Origin of the sequence: Phenylobacterium sp., from assembly GCF_024508875.1 — a bacterium.
In the GTDB taxonomy this organism is placed as follows: Bacteria; Pseudomonadota; Alphaproteobacteria; order Caulobacterales; family Caulobacteraceae; genus Phenylobacterium.
In genome coordinates this window covers 1-16,213 of record NZ_JANINU010000352.1, presented here as the reverse complement: position 1 = coordinate 16,213, position 16,213 = coordinate 1, and the positions used below count along the sequence as shown (strand labels likewise).

The 16,213-nt window shown below is 71.3% G+C and carries 22 protein-coding genes; 3 read left to right on the top strand and 19 right to left on the bottom strand.

The window, feature by feature from the left end; translation table 11 throughout:
* Positions 1–443 (top strand): methyl-accepting chemotaxis protein (locus Q0L11_RS23725; protein WP_296600622.1); only part of this gene is annotated, 443 nt, incomplete at its 5' end.
* 68 nt (positions 444–511) lie between these two features.
* Here the strand turns inward: Q0L11_RS23725 and Q0L11_RS23720 are convergent.
* From Q0L11_RS23720 to Q0L11_RS23670, 11 genes are all read right to left on the bottom strand, one after another.
* Positions 512–1,051: a Rid family hydrolase gene (locus Q0L11_RS23720; RefSeq protein WP_296600621.1), complete on the bottom strand. Its 540-nt coding sequence runs from the start codon at positions 1,049–1,051 to the stop codon at positions 512–514.
* 82 nt (positions 1,052–1,133) lie between these two features.
* Positions 1,134–1,670, bottom strand: a complete 537-nt coding sequence (locus tag Q0L11_RS23715) for an SRPBCC family protein (RefSeq protein ID WP_296600619.1) — start codon at positions 1,668–1,670, stop codon at positions 1,134–1,136.
* A complete protein-coding gene (locus tag Q0L11_RS23710; RefSeq protein ID WP_296600618.1) occupies positions 1,667–2,047 on the bottom strand; it encodes a helix-turn-helix transcriptional regulator in 381 nt (126 codons plus the stop codon). Before Q0L11_RS23710 ends, Q0L11_RS23715 begins: the two co-directional genes overlap by 4 nt.
* 130 nt (positions 2,048–2,177) lie before the next feature.
* Positions 2,178–2,423 (bottom strand): hypothetical protein, encoded by a 246-nt coding sequence (locus Q0L11_RS23705; RefSeq protein WP_296600616.1) that lies wholly within the window; start codon positions 2,421–2,423, stop codon positions 2,178–2,180.
* Between the two features lies 1 nt (position 2,424).
* Positions 2,425–2,637, bottom strand: coding sequence for a hypothetical protein (locus tag Q0L11_RS23700; RefSeq protein WP_296600614.1), 213 nt, complete (start codon positions 2,635–2,637; stop codon positions 2,425–2,427).
* Between the two features lie 57 nt (positions 2,638–2,694).
* Positions 2,695–3,096: a hypothetical protein gene (locus Q0L11_RS23695; protein WP_296600613.1), complete on the bottom strand. Its 402-nt coding sequence runs from the start codon at positions 3,094–3,096 to the stop codon at positions 2,695–2,697.
* Positions 3,096–4,166, bottom strand: a complete 1,071-nt coding sequence (locus tag Q0L11_RS23690) for a hypothetical protein (protein ID WP_296600611.1) — start codon at positions 4,164–4,166, stop codon at positions 3,096–3,098. Before Q0L11_RS23690 ends, Q0L11_RS23695 begins: the two co-directional genes overlap by 1 nt.
* 24 nt (positions 4,167–4,190) lie before the next feature.
* Entirely contained in the window at positions 4,191–4,970 is a 780-nt protein-coding gene (locus Q0L11_RS23685) for a CsgG/HfaB family protein (RefSeq protein ID WP_296600610.1), read from the bottom strand.
* Between the two features lies 1 nt (position 4,971).
* Entirely contained in the window at positions 4,972–5,418 is a 447-nt protein-coding gene (locus Q0L11_RS23680) for a curli assembly protein CsgF (protein WP_296600608.1), read from the bottom strand.
* A gap of 108 nt (positions 5,419–5,526) precedes the next feature.
* The gene (gene nadC / locus Q0L11_RS23675; RefSeq protein ID WP_296600607.1) at positions 5,527–6,381 is read right to left on the bottom strand and encodes a carboxylating nicotinate-nucleotide diphosphorylase; all 855 of its coding nucleotides are present in this window, start codon (positions 6,379–6,381) and stop codon (positions 5,527–5,529) included.
* A complete protein-coding gene (locus tag Q0L11_RS23670; RefSeq protein WP_296600606.1) occupies positions 6,378–6,986 on the bottom strand; it encodes a TetR/AcrR family transcriptional regulator in 609 nt (202 codons plus the stop codon). Before Q0L11_RS23670 ends, nadC begins: the two co-directional genes overlap by 4 nt.
* Before the next feature lie 50 nt (positions 6,987–7,036).
* Here Q0L11_RS23670 and Q0L11_RS23665 point away from each other — a divergent pair, with 50 nt between their 5' ends.
* Positions 7,037–7,630 (top strand): hypothetical protein, encoded by a 594-nt coding sequence (locus Q0L11_RS23665; protein WP_296600605.1) that lies wholly within the window; start codon positions 7,037–7,039, stop codon positions 7,628–7,630.
* Between the two features lie 2 nt (positions 7,631–7,632).
* Here the strand turns inward: Q0L11_RS23665 and Q0L11_RS23660 are convergent, their stop codons facing one another.
* From Q0L11_RS23660 to Q0L11_RS23645, 4 genes are all read right to left on the bottom strand, one after another.
* Positions 7,633–9,144, bottom strand: coding sequence for an L-aspartate oxidase (locus Q0L11_RS23660; RefSeq protein ID WP_296600604.1), 1,512 nt, complete (start codon positions 9,142–9,144; stop codon positions 7,633–7,635).
* On the bottom strand, positions 9,137–9,664 hold the full coding sequence (locus Q0L11_RS23655; protein WP_296600603.1) for an O-acetyl-ADP-ribose deacetylase: 528 nt from the start codon (positions 9,662–9,664) through the stop codon (positions 9,137–9,139). The genes Q0L11_RS23660 and Q0L11_RS23655 overlap by 8 nt, the downstream gene beginning before the upstream one ends.
* A complete protein-coding gene (nadA, locus tag Q0L11_RS23650) occupies positions 9,664–10,749 on the bottom strand; it encodes a quinolinate synthase NadA (RefSeq protein ID WP_296600602.1) in 1,086 nt (361 codons plus the stop codon). Before nadA ends, Q0L11_RS23655 begins: the two co-directional genes overlap by 1 nt.
* Positions 10,750–10,905: 156 nt before the next feature.
* Complete coding sequence (locus Q0L11_RS23645) at positions 10,906–12,828, bottom strand: ATP-binding protein (protein ID WP_296600601.1); 1,923 nt, start codon at positions 12,826–12,828, stop codon at positions 10,906–10,908.
* A gap of 247 nt (positions 12,829–13,075) precedes the next feature.
* Between Q0L11_RS23645 and Q0L11_RS23640 the strand changes: the two genes are divergently transcribed.
* Entirely contained in the window at positions 13,076–14,278 is a 1,203-nt protein-coding gene (locus Q0L11_RS23640) for a cell wall hydrolase (RefSeq protein WP_296600600.1), read from the top strand.
* Between the two features lie 3 nt (positions 14,279–14,281).
* On the opposite strand, the gene Q0L11_RS23635 is transcribed toward Q0L11_RS23640, so the two are convergent.
* From Q0L11_RS23635 to Q0L11_RS23620, 4 genes are all read right to left on the bottom strand, one after another.
* A complete protein-coding gene (locus tag Q0L11_RS23635; RefSeq protein WP_296600599.1) occupies positions 14,282–14,644 on the bottom strand; it encodes a hypothetical protein in 363 nt (120 codons plus the stop codon).
* Positions 14,645–14,703: 59 nt separating this feature from the next.
* A complete protein-coding gene (locus Q0L11_RS23630; RefSeq protein WP_296600598.1) occupies positions 14,704–15,189 on the bottom strand; it encodes a GNAT family N-acetyltransferase in 486 nt (161 codons plus the stop codon).
* 32 nt (positions 15,190–15,221) lie between these two features.
* Entirely contained in the window at positions 15,222–15,371 is a 150-nt protein-coding gene (locus Q0L11_RS23625; RefSeq protein ID WP_296600596.1) for a hypothetical protein, read from the bottom strand.
* A 152-nt stretch (positions 15,372–15,523) separates the two neighbouring features.
* Positions 15,524–16,213: FAD-dependent oxidoreductase (locus Q0L11_RS23620; RefSeq protein WP_296600595.1), on the bottom strand; the 690-nt coding region annotated here is incomplete at its 5' end.

Below are 16,213 nucleotides of genomic sequence, written 5' to 3'. Positions count from 1 at the left end.
AGGCGGGCAAGGGCTTCGCGGTCGTGGCGTCGGAAGTGCGGGCCCTGGCCCAGCGGTCGGCGGAGGCGGCAAAGGAGATCAAGAGCCTGATCAGCGTCTCGACGAACCACGTGGAGTCGGGCGTGGAGCTGGTGGGCCGGACGGGCGAGGCCCTGCAGCACATCTTCACCCAGTTCAGCGAGGTCGCCCAACTGGTGACGGAAATCGCCGCCTCGGCGCGCGAGCAGGCCAGCGCCCTGGGGCAGGTGAACACCGCCATCAACCAGATGGACTCCACGACCCAGCAGAACGCCGCCATGGTCGAGGAATCAACGGCCGCCAGCCACACGCTGTCGCGCCAGGCCCGCGACCTGAGCCAGCTCATCAGCGCCTTCAAGGTGCACCCCGGCGCCGGGACCCGGCCGGTCGAGGTGATGGCCGAGCCGATGCGCAAGGCCAGCTAGCGACCTACCCGGACGAGGGAAAGGGGCCGCGCGGCGCGTCCGCCGGCTCCTTTTTCATGCCTCGGAGTTCAGCGCTTGCGCGGCGCGTAGGCGATCATCTGGATCTCGACGACGCCGTCGTCGGCCAGCAGGCCGGTCGTGCCGACGGCGGTCCAGGCCGGATGGGGCGCGGGCATGAACTCGTCCTTGGCCTTGGCGAAGGCGGCGAACTGTTCGTCGCGGGTTCCCTTGAAGCCCGGGCCGTCCCAGACGTGGAAGGTGTTGATCATCGCCACGTCGGCGAAGGTCAGCCCTTCCGCCTTGAGCGTGACCTCGATGACGCGGAAGGCGCGGCGGACCTGTTCGGTGAAGGCGGCCGCGTCGCGCTCGGCGCCGCCCCGGGGGCCGGCGATGACGCCCGAGATGTAGAGGTAGTCGCCGGCGCGGCGGGCCGGGGCGTACTTCACCTCGTCGTACGCGCGCTGGGCGCCCGGGGTGGGGATGACGACCTCGCCGCCCGGGGCGGGGACGAGCTTGGGATATCCGGCGGCCGGGGCGGCGGGCGCCTGGGCGGCGGCGGGACCGGCGATCAGGGCAGCCGCCACGAGGAGGGGGGAGAGCTTGAGCATGGCCCCCGCTTAGGCGCGCGCCGGCGCGGGGGCCAATGACTCCTGGGTAATGCGACGAAAGCCGCCGCGCATACGACAGGGGCTAGGCGGGGATGCGCGCGTCGTACTGGGCCCGCAGCCGCTTCCAGTTGGACCAGAACGGCGGCGGCGCCTCGCCGCGCAGGCGGGCGACCATGAGGTCGAGGTGCGCGTGCCATCCGGCGGAGACGCCCAGCAACTGGCCGCGGTCGGACAGCTTGCGGTGGGTGAGGGTGAGGAGGACCTCGGCGCTGCGGGGTTCGAGCTCGAAGGTCACCTCGCTGCCCGACGCACCCCAGCCCAGAACGAGGAGGCGCGGCGCCTCGGCGCGGATGACGGTGCAGGCCATGCTGTGCTCGGCCTCCATGCCCTCGGGCCGCTCGTCCGCGCCGCCGGACAGGTCGTCGTTGCGCCAGGTGAAGGTCACCGTCGCGCCGGGACGGGCCTCCATCTCGCCAGCCGCGAGCCACTGGGCGCGCAGGTCGCTGTCGGTCAGGTAGGCCCAGACGCGGTCGATAGGACCGGGCAGGAGGCGTTCGATCCGCACCGTGCGGGGCTCGAGCAATTCGCCATAGGCGCTGCGGGTGGCTGTGGCGGTCATCGGTCGTCTCCTTTTGGGGGCTTCGAGGGGGCGGGAGCTGCGGCGTCGCGGCGGAGCAGGCCTTCGAGGACGTCGAGGCGGGCGCTCCAGAATTGGGCGTAGGCGGCGATCCAGTCGTGCGCGTCGTGGAGGGGCTGGGCGTCCAGCGCGCAGATGTGGGTGCGGCCGCGGACGGTGCGGCGAACCAGGCCGGCCTTCTCCAGCGCCTTGATGTGCTTGGACGCGGCGGCAAGCGACATGTCGAAGGGGGCGGCGAGCTCGCCGACCGTGCGCTGGCCGAGGGCGAGGTCCGCCAGCATGCCGCGGCGCGTGGCGTCGCCCAGGGCGTGGAACACGGCGTCGAGCCGGGCGGCGGGAGGGGGATTTAATTCAACCATGTGGTTGATAGTTGGCGCGCGCGCCTAAATTGTCAACCAGTGGGTTTAGGATTTATCGGAACCGGCGCGCGGAAGCCGCCGGAGACGGCGCACGCGCTCCGGCGGCCCGGTCTTGGAGGTCTCGGAGACGCTAGTGCTGGCCGGACTTACCGCGTTGGACGCTGTTTTGCTCTGTGTCCTTCTTGCCCTTGGCGTCGTGGGCGTGGTGGCGGTCGCGCTCGCCGCCGCCGCCGGACACGCCGCTGAAGCGGGTGTTCGTCGGCTCGTCGCGGCCGCGGCCGTCGCGCGGCGGGTCGGCCGGCGCGGGCCGGGAGGCGTCCTCGTGGCTGGCGCCCGGACCGCCCCAGCGTTCGGTGTTCTCGTGCTTGTGCGGCATGTCAGCGGTCCTGCTGGTGGCCCTGATGATGGGTGTTCTGGTCGATGTTCCCGTGCCGACCCTGTTCCTTCAGGTTGATGTCGTCGTCCCCGGGCTGCGCGGACTGGTCGCCGGTGACGCGGTCGCGACGGCCAATGTCAGCGCCTTGGATGTGCGGCTGCTCGCCCGGCGCAGAGCGCTGTTCAGGGGGAATTGGGGGCGCCTTAGAGGTCATTGGGGGTCCTCCTTCTGCTGGGACAGAAGAACCCCTGGGCCGCCGCTTCGTTGCTGCTCAGTCGATCACGATAGCGGTCAGGCTGAGCAGGGGCTCGGATGTCGGCGTGGTGGTCAGGAGATCGCTGGAGCCGGCGTAGACCAGGCTGCGGTTGTCGGCGCGGCCCACGGCCTTCACGGCGGAGTCGCTGGTGATCCGGGCCTGGACGGCGACGCAGGTCTGCAGGGCCGGGATCTGCGCCGGCGCGACGGTTTCGAGGCGCAGCGACCAGTGATCGGCGGTGAAGGCGGCGAGCGGATCGTCGGCCCGGCCGGCGTCGCGGAACAGCGAGCCGGCCGGCACCGTGAGCGGAGCGGACGGCGCCCCGCCGACGTCGAGGGTGCGGCAGACGGCCAGGGTCACCGCCTGGGCGGCGCCGGCCCAGGCGGCGAGCGCCAGGGCCGGGCAAAGGGCGCGCACTACTGCGAGATGGTCAGGGCGTAGCCGTTGGCGGCGGCGCTGTAGACGAGGTCGCTGACCGCGCCAGCGCTGGCCTGTGTGACCTGCACGCCGCCCGCGCCGACGGTGAAGGCGCCGCCGTTGACGGTCAGGCCCAGGGTCACGCCCGCCCCGGTCTGGTCGATGGTGACGTTGCCGGCCGCGCCGCCGGCGCCCACGAAGTTCGACAGGGTGACCGCCGAGGACGAGACGGCCGAACTGGAGTCGAGGTCGAAGTTCACCCGCGACGTGGCGCCGGTGAGGGTGAGCGTCGAGGACTGGGCGCCCGAGCCCCCGGTGAAGTCGTTGCTGACGGTGTTTCCGTCCCCCGCGCCGAGCAGGTTGACGTTGAACATCTTGGCGCCGGTGCTGTTCGAGGTGTTGGTCACGCTGTTGTTGTCGGAGTCGACGGCGACGGTGACGCTGGCCGAGGTGGCCGCACTGATGGTGTTGGTGACGGTGTTGCCGCCGCCCGCGAGCGTGCCGCCCGTCAGCGACAGGTTGACCACGACGGCGCCGGTGGCGGCGATGCTGTTGGTGACGTGGGTGGTCGAGCCGTTGATGGCCAGGTCGTAGTCGAGGCTGGTCCCATCCAGGGTGTCGAGGATGACGTTCTCCGCGCCCACGTCGGCGGGCTCGGTGTTCACGACGGTGATGTCGACGTCCGGATTGGCCGGCGCCGTGGTCTGGCCGATGGAAAGGGTGTGGTGGTTCGCTCCGCCGTCGGCGGCCGAGCCATACGCCAGGTTCAGCGAGGCGGTGGTCGAGCCGCCGGTGGCGCTGACCGCGCCCTGGAGGATGTTGCCGGCGCCCTGCTGGTTGACGATCAGCTCGTTCCAGGCGCCGCGGACGGGAAGCTGGCCGCCGCCGGCCTGGCCGTTGGCGGTGATGATGTTGCTGGCGTGCGTGGCGTCCTGGGTGATGGTGAGGGTGCGCGCCGTGCCCGTCCCGCTGATGTCGATGCGCAGGACGTTTGCCGCCAGGGCGGGGCTCGCCGCCAGCGCGCCGAGGGCGGCGCCGGCGAGGATGCGGCGAAGGGGGTTGCGGGTCATGGTCTCTGCTCCTTGCTGTTCGTCTCAGGTCCACCAGCCGCCTGCGACGCCGTCGCGGATGAGTTGGATCAGGGCGGCGCGGGCGGCGCCGGCGATGGCGATGCCGACGGGCTCGTTGACCGCCCCGCCCAGCTCGGCGTCGAGGGAGGTGGTGTCGAAGATGCGCGCCAGGTGACCGCCGATGCGCAGCGAGGTCACCTGCTTGGTGACCGTGGTCTCGCCCAGTATCTCGCCGCTTTGCACCGCGACCGCCCGCAGGCTGAAGGTGACGAGGTCGGTGACATAGGCGCCGCTGGCCGCGCCGGCGCCCACGGCGACCCCGCCGCTGGCCTCGCGGACAGAGCGGTCGTAGGCCACCACCTGGCCGATCAGCAGGATCTCGGCGACGCGCAGGGTGGAGAGGCGGCGCGACGGTTGCTGGGCCTGGCCGTTCAGCTCAAGCGCCGGGCCGTTCATGTTCAGCGCCAGGGTGGCGAGCTGCCGCTCGCGCAGGAGCTCGTCCACATGCTGGCGCTCGACCAGCAGGACGTAGCCGGGACGCAGGTCGCGCACCGCCCGGATCACATAGGGCGTGCAGTCCATCGGCGCGGCGGTGCTGAGCTCCTGCGGGAGCTGGGTGGGGCGGCGCTGGCCCGAGGTGTCGACGCAACTGTAGACTCCGACCGTCAGGGGGCGGGCCGGCGGGGGCGGCAGGTCGATCTGCACCCTCGGGGCGACCTGGGGCGGCGCGGGCGGCGGCGCCACGTGCTGGCAGGCGCAGAGCCCGAGGGCCATGGCGATCGCGGGCGTGACGCGCCCCGGCACCTCAGGCCCCGGCCGGGATGGTGAGGGTGGTGGAGCCGGCGGGCGTGGTGATGGTCACCGTGAGCTGCCCGTCCGAGTTCATGTAGGTGATGGTCACCGCGCCCGACTGGATCGTGCCAGCCTGGCCGGCGCCGGCGTTGGCGATGCGTTGGGCGATGGTCTGGGCGACGATGCCGTTGAGCTGGGAGATGATGGCGTTGACGAAGGCCTGGTTCGGATCGGGCGGCGTGGCGGTGCGCGCCGCCGCGGCCTCGGCCGCCGCCCGCGCGGCCTGGAGGGCCTTGTTGTACTGGGCCATCTGGAAGGCGACCGGATTGGTCCCGCCGAAGTTCGGCGACATCAGCGCGTAGTGCAGGTCGGTGGCCGCCGCCGGCTGGGCCGCCGCCATGGCGGCCATCGCGGTCGACCACGCCAGAAGGCGCGGCGCGAGACTGCAGAAGTTCGTCATCTGGGCGCCCCGTCCCGCCTAAGCGGCTTCCCCGGCCGCCGACATAGCTAAGGCCGGGTGCGGCGGTCGGTCACTCGGGCGAAACCCCGAGCTGGGCCTCAGGGGCGATCAGCCCTCCACGGCGTCCAGGCCGATGTCGAGCACCTTGGCCGAATGGGTGAGGGCGCCCACGCTGATGACGTCGACGCCGGTGTCGGCGAAGGCCTGCACGGTGTCGAGCGTGACGCCGCCGGAGGCTTCCAGGGTGATCCGGCCGTCCACCAGCTTCACGGCCTCGCGCATGTCCTCGACGGTGAAGTTGTCGAGCATGATGACGTCGGGGTCGTGGGCCAGGGCCTCCTGGAGCTGGAGCAGGCTGTCGACCTCGACCTCCACCTTAACGAGATGGCCGGCGAAGGCCTTGGCGCGCCGGATGGCCTCGCCGACCGAGCCGCAGGCGGCGACGTGGTTGTCCTTGATCAGGATGGCGTCATCCAGGCCGAAGCGATGGTTCACGCCGCCGCCGCAGCGCACGGCATACTTCTCCATAGCGCGCAGGCCCGGCGTGGTCTTGCGCGTGTCGGTGATCTTCGCGCCCGTGCCGGCGACGGCGTCCACGAAGTCCTGGGTCAGGGTGGCGATGCCGCAGAGACGTCCCAGGAGGTTCAGAGCCGTGCGTTCGGCGGTGAGGATCGCGCGGGCCGAGCCGCTGACCCGGGCGAGCGTCGTGCCCGCGGGCACAGCCTGGCCGTCGGCAGTGAGGTCGTCGATGCGCACCGACGGGTCCAGCTCGGCGAGCGTCAGGCGGATGGCGGCGAGGCCCGCCACCACGCCACCGCGGCGGGCGACGAAGTCGGCGACGAGCGGCGCATCCGCCGGCACGCAGGCCTGGGCGGTGATGTCGCCGGCGCGGCCCAGGTCCTCGACGAGGGCGGCGCGCACGACGGGCTGGATGAGGAGGTCGGGGAGGGGCTCGATCGTCATGAATTGCTGGCCGCTTCAAGAGTGATGCCCGCGAGGAATCCGCGGATGAGGGTGAGGGTGGCCGCGCGCACCTCAAGGCTGGCGGCCTGGGGGTCGGCGGCCACGGCGATGCGCAGCGCGCCCTGGACGAACGCGCCGAAGACCAGGTGGGACAGGGTGGGCACCACAGCCTCGTCCAGGAGGCCGGCCTCGGCGAGGTGGCCCATGGCGTGGGCGATGAGGCCGATGCAGACCGGTTCCTGCAGCGCGATCCATCGCGGGAAGCCGAGGACGGCGGGACCGTCGATGAGCAGCAGCCGGCGCGCGTCGGCGGCCTCGTAGGCGTCGAACATCTTCGAGCCGCCGACGATGATCTCCTCCAGCGGGTTCGGGCTCTCCGCCATGGTGGACAGATCCACGTAGCGCGCCACGTCGGCCATCACCGCTTCGCAGGCGGCGCGGAAGAGGTCGGTCTTGTCCTTGAACTGGTAGTAGACGGCGCCCTTGGTCAGGCCGGCGGCCGCCGCGACCTCGTCCACCGACACCGCAGCGTAGCCGTTTTCGGCGAACAGCCGGCGCGCCTGGGCGACGAGGCGGTCGCGGTTGGTGAGCGGAGCCGTTGACATCATACCCTCGGTATGACGATCATACTGAGAGTATGACAAGGGGCTCTCCCATGCGGACACCGACCTGGACCATCGTGCTTGGGGCCGCCCTCGCGGCGCTTATCCTGGGCCTTGCCTTCATGCAGGCCTTCGGAGGCTGGACCCGCGACGGCGTGCTGGCGGGCGCGGCGATCACGGCGCGCTGGGCCTTTCCATGGTTCATCGCCGCCTGGTCGGCCTCGTCGCTGGCGAAGCTGTGGCCCGGCGGCTGGCGCACGGCGCTGCTGCGCCGCCGACGGGCGGTGGGCCTGGCCTTCGCGGCCAACCACTTCGTGCACCTGGGCTTCGTGGTCGCGGCGGTCTCGCAGTTCGGGGAGACCCGGCCGCTCTTCGTCTACCTCGCCGGCGGCGGCGCCTATCTCATGATCGCGGCGATGGCGCTGACGTCGAACGACGCCGCGCAGCGCTGGATGGGTCCGAAGGGCTGGCGGCTGCTGCACGCCATGGGCGGCTGGTGGGTGCTGATCATCTTCGCCAACAGCTACGTCGCCCGGCTCATGGCCAAGCCGGCGATCGCGGGACCGGCGGTGGTCCTGATCGTCGCCGCGTTGGGCCTGCGCATCGCCGCCGCGGTGAAGGGCCGGTCCCAGGCGCAAGCGGCCTGACCTCACGCCGCCCGGCAGGCGGCGCGCACGGCAGCGGTGACGAAGGTGCGTTCGGCCGCATGCGCGTCGGGGAAGTCGGACCGGAAGTGACCGCCGCGGCTCTCGCGCCGGGCCAGGGCGGCCTCGGCCACCAGGCGGGCGGTGACCAGGGCGGCGGCGCGGCCATGGCGCGCCTGCAGGGCGACGAGGTCGCCCAGGAGCCGCTCAAGTCCGGCGGCGTCGCGGATTACGCCGGCGTCCCGGCTCATGGCGACGCGCAACGCCTGCAGCGCCTCGGGCGGCAGCTCGGGGGCGGGAGCGGCGCGCAGGATCGGCGCGGCGGGGGCGCACTCCTCGCGGGCGGCCCGGCCGGCCCGGGCGCCGAAGACGGCGGCCTCCAGCAGCGAGTTCGAGGCCAGGCGGTTGGCGCCGTGGACGCCGGTCGAGGCGCATTCGCCGGCGGCGTAGAGGCCCGGCAGGCTGGTGCGGCCGTCGGTGTCGGTGGCGATCCCGCCCATATGGTAGTGGCAGGCCGGCGCGACGGGGATCGGCTGAACGCGCGGGTCGATCCCGCCGCCCATGCAGGCGGCGAACACCGCCGGGAACTCGTCCGGGAAGTGCGCGCCCACCGCCTCGCGGGCGTCGAGGAACGCGCCGCGGCGGGCCGTGCGCTCGGCGTGGATGGCCCGGGCCACCACGTCGCGCGGCGCCAGCTCGGCGTCGGGATGGTAGAGGGCCATGAACGGCTGGCCGGCGGCGTCCACCAGCTTGGCGCCTTCGCCGCGCAGGGCCTCGGTGGCCAGGGGGGCGGGGTCGCGGCCGATGTCGATGGCCGTGGGGTGGAACTGCACGAACTCGGGGTCGGCGATCGTCGCCCCGGCCAGGGCGGCCAGGCCCAGGCCCTCGCCCTTCAGTTCGGCGGGCGTGGTGGTGACGGCGTAGAGGCCGCCGATGCCGCCCGTCGCCAGGATCACGGCATGGGCGGTGATCTCGACGATTTCCTTGCCTTCGCGGGCCAGCACGCCCCGCACGCGGCCGGTGGCGTCCTGCAGCAGGCCGACCAGCTTGGCGCCCACCTTCACCTGGATGTGCGGGGCGGCGAGGGCGGCGACGGTGACCGCCTCCATGATCGCGCGGCCGGCCTGGTCGCCCTTGACCCGGGCGACGCGGGCGCGGGAGTGGGCGGCCTCCAGGCTCTGGGCGAAGGCGCCGTCGGGCTTGCGGTCGAAGGGCGCGCCCAGTTCGGCCAGGCGGCGGACGGCCGCGGGACCTTCCTCGGCCAGCAGGCGCGCGACCTCGGGGACCACGAGGCCGGCCCCGGCGATCACGGTGTCCTGCGCGTGCAGTTCGGGGGCGTCGTCGCCGGACAGCGCCGCGGCGACCCCACCCTGGGCCCAGGCCGACGAGCACCCGTGGTTCAGTGGCGCCTCGGTGAGCAGCAGCACCCGGGCGGGCGCGGCGGCCATGGCGGCGGTGAGGCCGGCCAGACCCGCCCCGACCACCAGCGCGCCGTCATGACGGATCCGTTCAGCCATTGACGACCTCTTGAAGCGCATCGACATGGCGACGCCGAGACTCGGCGTCGAAACAGCAGAAGACGACCCGCTCGAAACTCTCGTCGGAGGCCAGGACGCTCGCCACAGTGGCGGTCGCGATCCGGGCGGCGCGGTCGGCCGGAAACCTGTAGATGCCGGTCGAGATGGCCGGGAAGGCCAGCGTACGGACATCGTTTACGGCGGCTACCTCCAGCGCACGTCGGTAGCAGGACGCGAGCAGGGCGTCCTCGCCCGCCTCGCCGCCTTGCCACACGGGGCCGACGGTGTGGATCACGTGGCGCGAAGGCAGGCGGAACGCAGGGCTGATCTTGGCGTCGCCCGTCTTGCAGCCGCCGAGGTTGCGGCAGAAGAGGGCGAGCTCCGGCCCGGCCGCGCGGTGGATCGCGCCGTCCACGCCGCCTCCGCCCAGCAGACTGGAATTCGCGGCGTTGACGATCGCATCCAGGGCCAAGCCGGTGATGTCGCCCTGCACGACCTGCATGCGGGCCGCGCAAGCCATCAGATCAGCTCCACATCCACGTGATGCCGGGCCTTGACGAGGTCGTAACGGGCGGGTCGCGACGGCGGGGGCAGGTCGATCATCCGCTGGACCGCGAGGCGCGCGCGCTCGGCGACCGCCGGATCGACCGTGACTTCGTAGTGGTCGTTCAGCAGTGCGTCGTAGATGTTCTCCAGCGTAATCATCTTCATGTGCGGGCACAGGTTGCAGGGCCGCACGAACTCGGTGTCGTGGGCGTCGGCCGCCACGTTGTCGGCCATCGAGCACTCGGTGATCAGCACCACGCGCTTGGGCTTCCGCTGGAGGACGTAGTCGTTCATCGCCGCGGTCGAGCCGGCGAAGTCCGAGACCTCCAGCACCTCGGCCGGGCACTCAGGGTGGGCCAGGACCTCGGCATCCGGATAGGCGGCCTTCAGTTCGAGGATGTCTTCCGCGGTGAAGCGCTCGTGCACCTCGCAGCGGCCCTTCCAGGCGATGATGCCGATGTCGGTCTGGCGGGCGACGTTGCGGGCCAGGAACTCGTCGGGGATCAGGATCACCCGGTCGACGCCCCACATCCGCGCGGCTTCCTCCACCACCTGCACGGCGTTGGCGCTGGTGCAGCAGATGTCGGTCTCGGCCTTCACGTCGGCGGTGGTGTTCACGTAGGTGACCACGGGCAGGCCAGGGTAGCGCTGCTTGATCAGGCGCACGTCGGCGCCGGTGATCGAGCTGGCCAGCGAGCAGCCGGCGCGCAGGTCCGGGATCAGGACGCGCTTGTCCGGCGACAGGATCTTCGAGGTCTCGGCCATGAAGTGTACGCCGGCCTGGACGATCACCTTGGCGTCCGAGCGGGCGGCCTCCTTGGCCAGGCCCAGGCTGTCGCCCACGTAGTCGCCGACGCCGTGGAAAATCTCGGGCGTCATGTAGTTGTGGGCGAGGATGACGGCGTCCTTCTCGCGCTTCAGCCGGTTGATCTCGGCGATCAGCGGGGCGTGCAGGCGCCATTCCATCGGCGTGACGTGGCGCTTCACCTTCTCCCACGCCGGGGCGGTGGCGGCTTCTACAGCAGGGGTGAACGCGAACTGGAACCCGTCGGCGGCCATGGACTTCTCCTTATGCTCAAAGTGAGCATTTCTCAGGCCTATAAAATGCGCCGAACGTCGAGGCTCGGCGCCAACTCCCTTTTGCTCACTTGGAGCATAACCGACCATATAAGGGTGACGCGGCGGCGCGCAAGCGCCTTTTACGATTCGTGACGGTCACTTTGGCGAGGCGACCCCGGCGATCGTATCGGCGAGCTGCTGGGCGCCATAGGGCTTGCGGAGCAGCGGCCAAGGCGTCTCCTCGGCGGCGGAGAGCACCTCGCCGGTGTAGCCGGACGAGAGGATGACCGGCAGGCCGGGTCGCAACCCCACGGCCTCGCGGGCCAGATCCACACCCGACTTGTCGCCGGGCATGATCAGGTCGGTGAGCATCAGATCGAAGTGATGACCGGCGTTCAACAGGACGAGGGCGGCCTCGGCATGCTCGGCCCGGCTGACTGCATGGCCCAGCTCGGCCAGCATGGCCTCGACCAGTTCGGCGACCTGGGCGTCGTCCTCCACCAGCAGGACGCGCAGGGCCGGTCCCGAGCCGGGGCGCGGCCTGGCGGCCTGCTGGCCGTCGGCGGCGGGACGGGCCGTTTTGCGCGGCAGGTAGAGGCAGACGCTTGCGCCCTTGCCGGGCTTGCTGTCGACCGTGGCGGCGCCTCCGCTCTGGCGGGCGAAGCCGTAGACCTGCGAGAGGCCGAGGCCGGTGCCGCGACCCTGCTCCTTGGTGGTGAAGAAGGGTTCGAAGGCCCGCGCGATCGTGGCGTCGTCCATGCCCGCGCCGGTGTCATGCACGCCGACGCAGAGGTAGTCGCCTGCCTCCAGGCCCTCGACCTGCCGCGCCTCGAGCAGGACGGGCAGGGTCTCGATGCGGATCATGCCGCCCGCCGGCGTAGCGTCGCGGGCGTTGACCACGAGATTCATGATCGCCGCTTCGAACTGGCTGGGGTCGACGTCGACCACCGCGTCCGGCGCGCCGGGTGCGACGATCAGGGTGACGGCCTCGCCGACGGCGCGGCGAAGCAGGGGCTCGGCGTCCTTCAGCAGGCCGTCCACGACCAGGGGCTCGGGCTTCAGCGCCTGCCGGCGGGAGAACGCGAGGAGCTGCTGGGTCAGGCGCTCGCCGCGGCGGGCCGCGCCCATGGCCGCCTCGATCATGCGCTCGCGCCGGGCCGCGTCGCCAGGATGGCGCTGCATCAGGTCGAGGGCGCCGATAACGACCGTAAGCAGGTTGTTGAAGTCGTGGGCGACGCCTCCGGTGAGCTGGCCCACGGCCTCCAGCTTCTGCGCCCGCTGGAGCGCTGCCTCGGCCTCGTCCCGCTCGGCGAGGGCGGCTTCGATGCGCTCGGCCAGCAGGTCGTTGATGCGCTTGAGGTCGGCCTCTGCCCGCTTGGCGTCGGTGATGTCGTAGCCGACGCCGATGAAGCCGTCGAAGGTCCCGTCCGGAGCCCAGCGCGGCTGTGAGACCGAACGGACCCAGCGGTATTCGCCGTCGTGCCGCAGGAAGCGGGCCTCGAGCGTGAAGAGCTGACGCGACGCCTCGCCGGCGACCTGTTCCTGGAGGATGCGCCCGATGTCGTCGGGGTGGAGCACCTTGCGCCAGTCGAAGTCGAGCGCCGCGTCGTAGCCGGCGCCCAGGAAGTCGACGTAGGTCTTGTTGGCGAACTCGCGCTTGCCGTCGGTGCGGGTGACCCACATCAGGATCGGGGCGCTGTCGGCCAAGGTGCGAAAGCGGCGCTCGGTCGCCTGGACCGCCTGTTGTGCGACGGCCTGCGCCGCATTGGCCTCGTCGAGGCGCAGCAGGGCTTCGCGCAGGCTTGAGGAGACGACGATGGTCAGGATCGCCGACAGGGTGAACATCGCGACCACGGCGGCGTTCGATACGCCGACCGCGGTAATGAGCGGCGCCCAGATGCCGATCGCCAGGGCCGCGGCCAGGGTCGCCCAGCCCCAGCGAGGCCCGGCGTAGAGGGTCGCCACGATCAGGGCGGGAAACGTCGTCGCCGACAGGCCGGTCGCGTTGTCGAACCCCAGAAGCACGCCGCGCAGAACCACCGCGCCAGCCAGCGACGCGGCGCTGATCGCGAGCGCCATCAGGAATGGTGGCGAGCGTCGCGGAATGAGCCGAAGCGAAGGCGGCGTCGGCATCATGGGCCTGTGATCGAACTCCTGCGCCGACGCTCAGCGCTCACAGGATGGGACGGCGCGCGAAAGGTGGCAACCGGTAGGTCGCGCGGCGGGTGTGCATCTCCAAGGTGAGGCTTGCACGATTTTTGCCTCATCCGAGTCCAAAGACCGCCGGTTTGCGCCTATATGCGACGGCTCGGACGTAGATGGGGACATGACCCTGGCGCTGTTGAGCAGGCATTCGCTTCGCTCCCTGGGAGCGAAGATCGGGACCGTTGCGGTCCTCGCAGCCCTGGTGGCCGTGAGCGCCTGCGCGCCCGCCCAGCAGGCGCACGACAAGGCGCGGTTCGCCTCGCGCAGCCTGTCGAACGAGGAACTGACGAAGCTGGCGTCCTCGATGGACCCGGCGATGCGGGCGCTTGCGGTGCGCCACGACCCGGCGTCCCGCGCGCCGGACCTGTGGGCCCGGCCGCAGGGCTGGGGCAGCCTCGACATGCGCCATGTTCCCGATCTGGGACTGACGGCCGTGGATGACGCGGCCTCTGCGGAAGAACTGAACGGCCTACGCCCCTTCTCGGACCTGCCGATCCGGCCGATGAAGCCGTTCGTCCTGAAGGCGTCGGGTGAGGATCGGGCGCGCGCCGTGCAATGCCTGGCCCAGGCCGTCTATTACGAAGCCGCCCGTGAGCCCGAGGTGGGCCAGGAGGCGGTGGCGCAGGTGGTGCTGAACCGGGTGCGGCACCCGGCGTATCCAAAGAGCGTCTGTGGTGTGGTCTACCAGGGCTCGGCGCGGGTGACCGGCTGCCAGTTCACCTTCACCTGCGACGGCTCGTTGCGCTATGCCCCGCAGGCGGCATTGTGGTCGCGGGCGCGCATGGTCGCCGAACGCGCCCTGAACGGCTACGTCGACAGGACCGTCGGGTCGGCCACGCACTACCACGCCCGCTACGTCGCGCCCTATTGGGCCCCGACGCTGGTGAAGATGACCCAGGTGGGACAGCACATCTTCTATCGCTGGACCGGGCCGTGGGGCGAACCGGCGGCCTTCACCGGCCGCTATGCCGGCGGCGAGGCCTATCTGTCGCCCGCCGTGCTGGGCAGCCTGGACGCACGGACCCAGGGCGGCCTGCTTTCGCCCGAGGCCCAGGGCATTTCGCCGGAGCGCAAGATCACCCTGGCCGTCGCCGGGGAGGTGCGCACCTACAGCGTGGTGGACCCGACCGCGCCGGCCGGCGAGCGCACGCGGGTGATGGGCGTGCTGATGTCCACGCGTCGCCAGCCGACGGCGGACGAGATCAAGCGGATCAACCAGAGCCTAGAGACGCTGGAGCGCTCCATGGAGCAGAAGCCGGCCGCGGCGCCTTCGATCGGGCCCGTCGCCACCCCGGCGTCCGCGACCGCGCCGGCGGCGAGCTAGCGACTACCTGAACGCCAGCCTGAGCTTGGCGCCGACGAAGCGGCCGCTGGGGTCGTAACCCCGCATGGCGGCCGCGCCGGACTGGCGTTCCGCGCCCGCCTCAAGTCCGCAGAGAAAGCCGAGAGAGCCGACGACGCCCGGATCGTCGAAGCGGTGATCGACGGCGGTCTTCGCCACGCCGGCGATGCGCGGCGCCGGCGCGCCGTCGAAACGCGGCGAGAACGCCGCCCTGGGCGGTGCGACGTCGAGCACCAGGCCCTTGGGCGCCGTCTTCAGCGGTGCGGCCATGAGGGCTTCGACGGCGGTCTCGGCGCACGCCGATCCGGCGGCGGCGGAAACCAGCAGGGCGAGGGCGGCGATTTTCATGGCAAGCTGCTCCGGCAGACGCTGGAGATAGGTACGGGCCCGGCGCGATCTTAGACCCGTCAGGGCGAAAAGGCGTCGGGGTAGATGACGCTGAGCGGCGCTTCGAAGGCGTCGGGTTCAAGCGCAAGGGCCATGAACGCGGGGCCGCCGGCATAGACGGACTTCACGTTCGCCGCCGCGCCTGCCGAGAATCCGAAGCGGGGATAGTAGGCGGGATCTCCCAGCACGATGATCCCATGGGCGCCGAATTCGCGCGCCTGCTCGACGGCGGCGCGGGCGAGGGACGAGCCGACGCCGGTGCGCTGCAGGTCGGGTCGGACCGCGAGCGGCGCCAGGGCGGCGTAGAGGGCCGCGCTGTCGGCCCAGAGGCGACTCAGCAGGATGTGGCCGTCGAGGCGGCCATCCGTCTCGGCGACCAGTTCGAGGATCACGTCGCCGTCCGCCCGCAGGCGCTCGACGAGGCGCGCCTCGTCGGGCTGTCCAAAGGCGGCCTCGACCACCTCGGCGATGGCAGGACGGTCGGCGGCGCGGGCGAAACGGATCATGTTTTCGAAGCTAGCGCGCCACCGCCGCTTCGTCAGCGGTCGTCGCGGAAGCTGCGGCGCTCGGAGGGAACGGCCTGTAGCTGGTTGCGCAGGGCCTCGGCGGCCAGGCGACGCCAGCCCTCGGCGATCTGGAGATAGACCTCCTTCTCGGCCGGGCTGTCCGCCTTGGCGGCGAGGCGCATCACGACTTCCGCTTGCTGGCGGTAGCGATCGCTGGAACTGAATCCATCTAGAGACACACCCGCCTAACTCGAAGCAGGGGTCCCCGGTTTCCGGCGCCGCTTGTTAACAAATGAGGCTTTTTGGCGCCGCGTCGGGTGGGGCGCGGCCGCCCTCACCAAACCCCGATCTTCTGCGCCTCGGCGTGGCTGATGGGGTGGTGTGCCGCCTTGTGGTCTTCCTCGGCGAGGAAGCGCACCGCCTCCAGCGCGGCCATGCAGCCCATGCCGGCGGCGGTGACCGCCTGACGGTAGACGTCGTCGGTCACGTCGCCCGCGGCGTAGACGCCCTCGATGGCGGTGGAGGCCGTGCCCGCCTTCACCTTCAGATAGCCCGAGGCGTCCATCTCGAGCTGGCCCTGGAAGAGCTGGGAGGCGGGCGCGTGGCCGATGGCGATGAAGACGCCGTCGGCCGACACCGTCTTCGCCTCGCCTGTGCCGACATGCTTCAGCCGCACGCCGGTCACCCCCATCGGATCGGTGTCGCCCAGCACTTCGTCGAGCACGTGCTCCCAGACCACCTCGATCTTCGGGTGCTTGAAGAGCCGCTCCTGTAGGATGCGTTCGGCGCGGAATTCGTCCTTGCGGTGGACCACCGTGACCTTGGCGGCGAAATTGGTGAGGAAGAGGGCCTCCTCGACCGCGGTGTTGCCGCCGCCGACCACGACCACGTTCTTGCCCCGGTAGAAGAAGCCGTCGCAGGTGGCGCAGGCCGAGACGCCGAAGCCCTGGAATTTCTGCTCGGTCTCGATCCCCAGCCACTTGGCCTGGGCGCCGGTGGCGATGATCAGGGTCTCGGCGAGCCA

Coding starts and splice junctions, on each gene's coding strand:
- Q0L11_RS23665 (WP_296600605.1), top strand. CDS start 7,037: ATGCGGACACCGACCTGGACCATCGTGCTTGGGGCCGCCCTCGCGGCG.
- Q0L11_RS23655 (WP_296600603.1), bottom strand. CDS start 9,664: ATGGCTTGCGCGGCCCGCATGCAGGTCGTGCAGGGCGACATCACCGGC.
- nadC (WP_296600607.1), bottom strand. CDS start 6,381: ATGACGATCGAGCCCCTCCCCGACCTCCTCATCCAGCCCGTCGTGCGC.
- Q0L11_RS23705 (WP_296600616.1), bottom strand. CDS start 2,423: ATGCCGCACAAGCACGAGAACACCGAACGCTGGGGCGGTCCGGGCGCC.
- Q0L11_RS23635 (WP_296600599.1), bottom strand. CDS start 14,644: ATGAAAATCGCCGCCCTCGCCCTGCTGGTTTCCGCCGCCGCCGGATCG.
- nadA (WP_296600602.1), bottom strand. CDS start 10,749: ATGGCCGCCGACGGGTTCCAGTTCGCGTTCACCCCTGCTGTAGAAGCC.
- Q0L11_RS23700 (WP_296600614.1), bottom strand. CDS start 2,637: ATGACCTCTAAGGCGCCCCCAATTCCCCCTGAACAGCGCTCTGCGCCG.
- Q0L11_RS23710 (WP_296600618.1), bottom strand. CDS start 2,047: ATGGTTGAATTAAATCCCCCTCCCGCCGCCCGGCTCGACGCCGTGTTC.
- Q0L11_RS23640 (WP_296600600.1), top strand. CDS start 13,076: ATGACCCTGGCGCTGTTGAGCAGGCATTCGCTTCGCTCCCTGGGAGCG.
- Q0L11_RS23645 (WP_296600601.1), bottom strand. CDS start 12,828: ATGGCGCTCGCGATCAGCGCCGCGTCGCTGGCTGGCGCGGTGGTTCTG.
- Q0L11_RS23680 (WP_296600608.1), bottom strand. CDS start 5,418: ATGACGAACTTCTGCAGTCTCGCGCCGCGCCTTCTGGCGTGGTCGACC.
- Q0L11_RS23720 (WP_296600621.1), bottom strand. CDS start 1,051: ATGCTCAAGCTCTCCCCCCTCCTCGTGGCGGCTGCCCTGATCGCCGGT.
- Q0L11_RS23690 (WP_296600611.1), bottom strand. CDS start 4,166: ATGACCCGCAACCCCCTTCGCCGCATCCTCGCCGGCGCCGCCCTCGGC.
- Q0L11_RS23715 (WP_296600619.1), bottom strand. CDS start 1,670: ATGACCGCCACAGCCACCCGCAGCGCCTATGGCGAATTGCTCGAGCCC.
- Q0L11_RS23630 (WP_296600598.1), bottom strand. CDS start 15,189: ATGATCCGTTTCGCCCGCGCCGCCGACCGTCCTGCCATCGCCGAGGTG.
- Q0L11_RS23670 (WP_296600606.1), bottom strand. CDS start 6,986: ATGTCAACGGCTCCGCTCACCAACCGCGACCGCCTCGTCGCCCAGGCG.
- Q0L11_RS23660 (WP_296600604.1), bottom strand. CDS start 9,144: ATGGCTGAACGGATCCGTCATGACGGCGCGCTGGTGGTCGGGGCGGGT.
- Q0L11_RS23625 (WP_296600596.1), bottom strand. CDS start 15,371: ATGCGCCTCGCCGCCAAGGCGGACAGCCCGGCCGAGAAGGAGGTCTAT.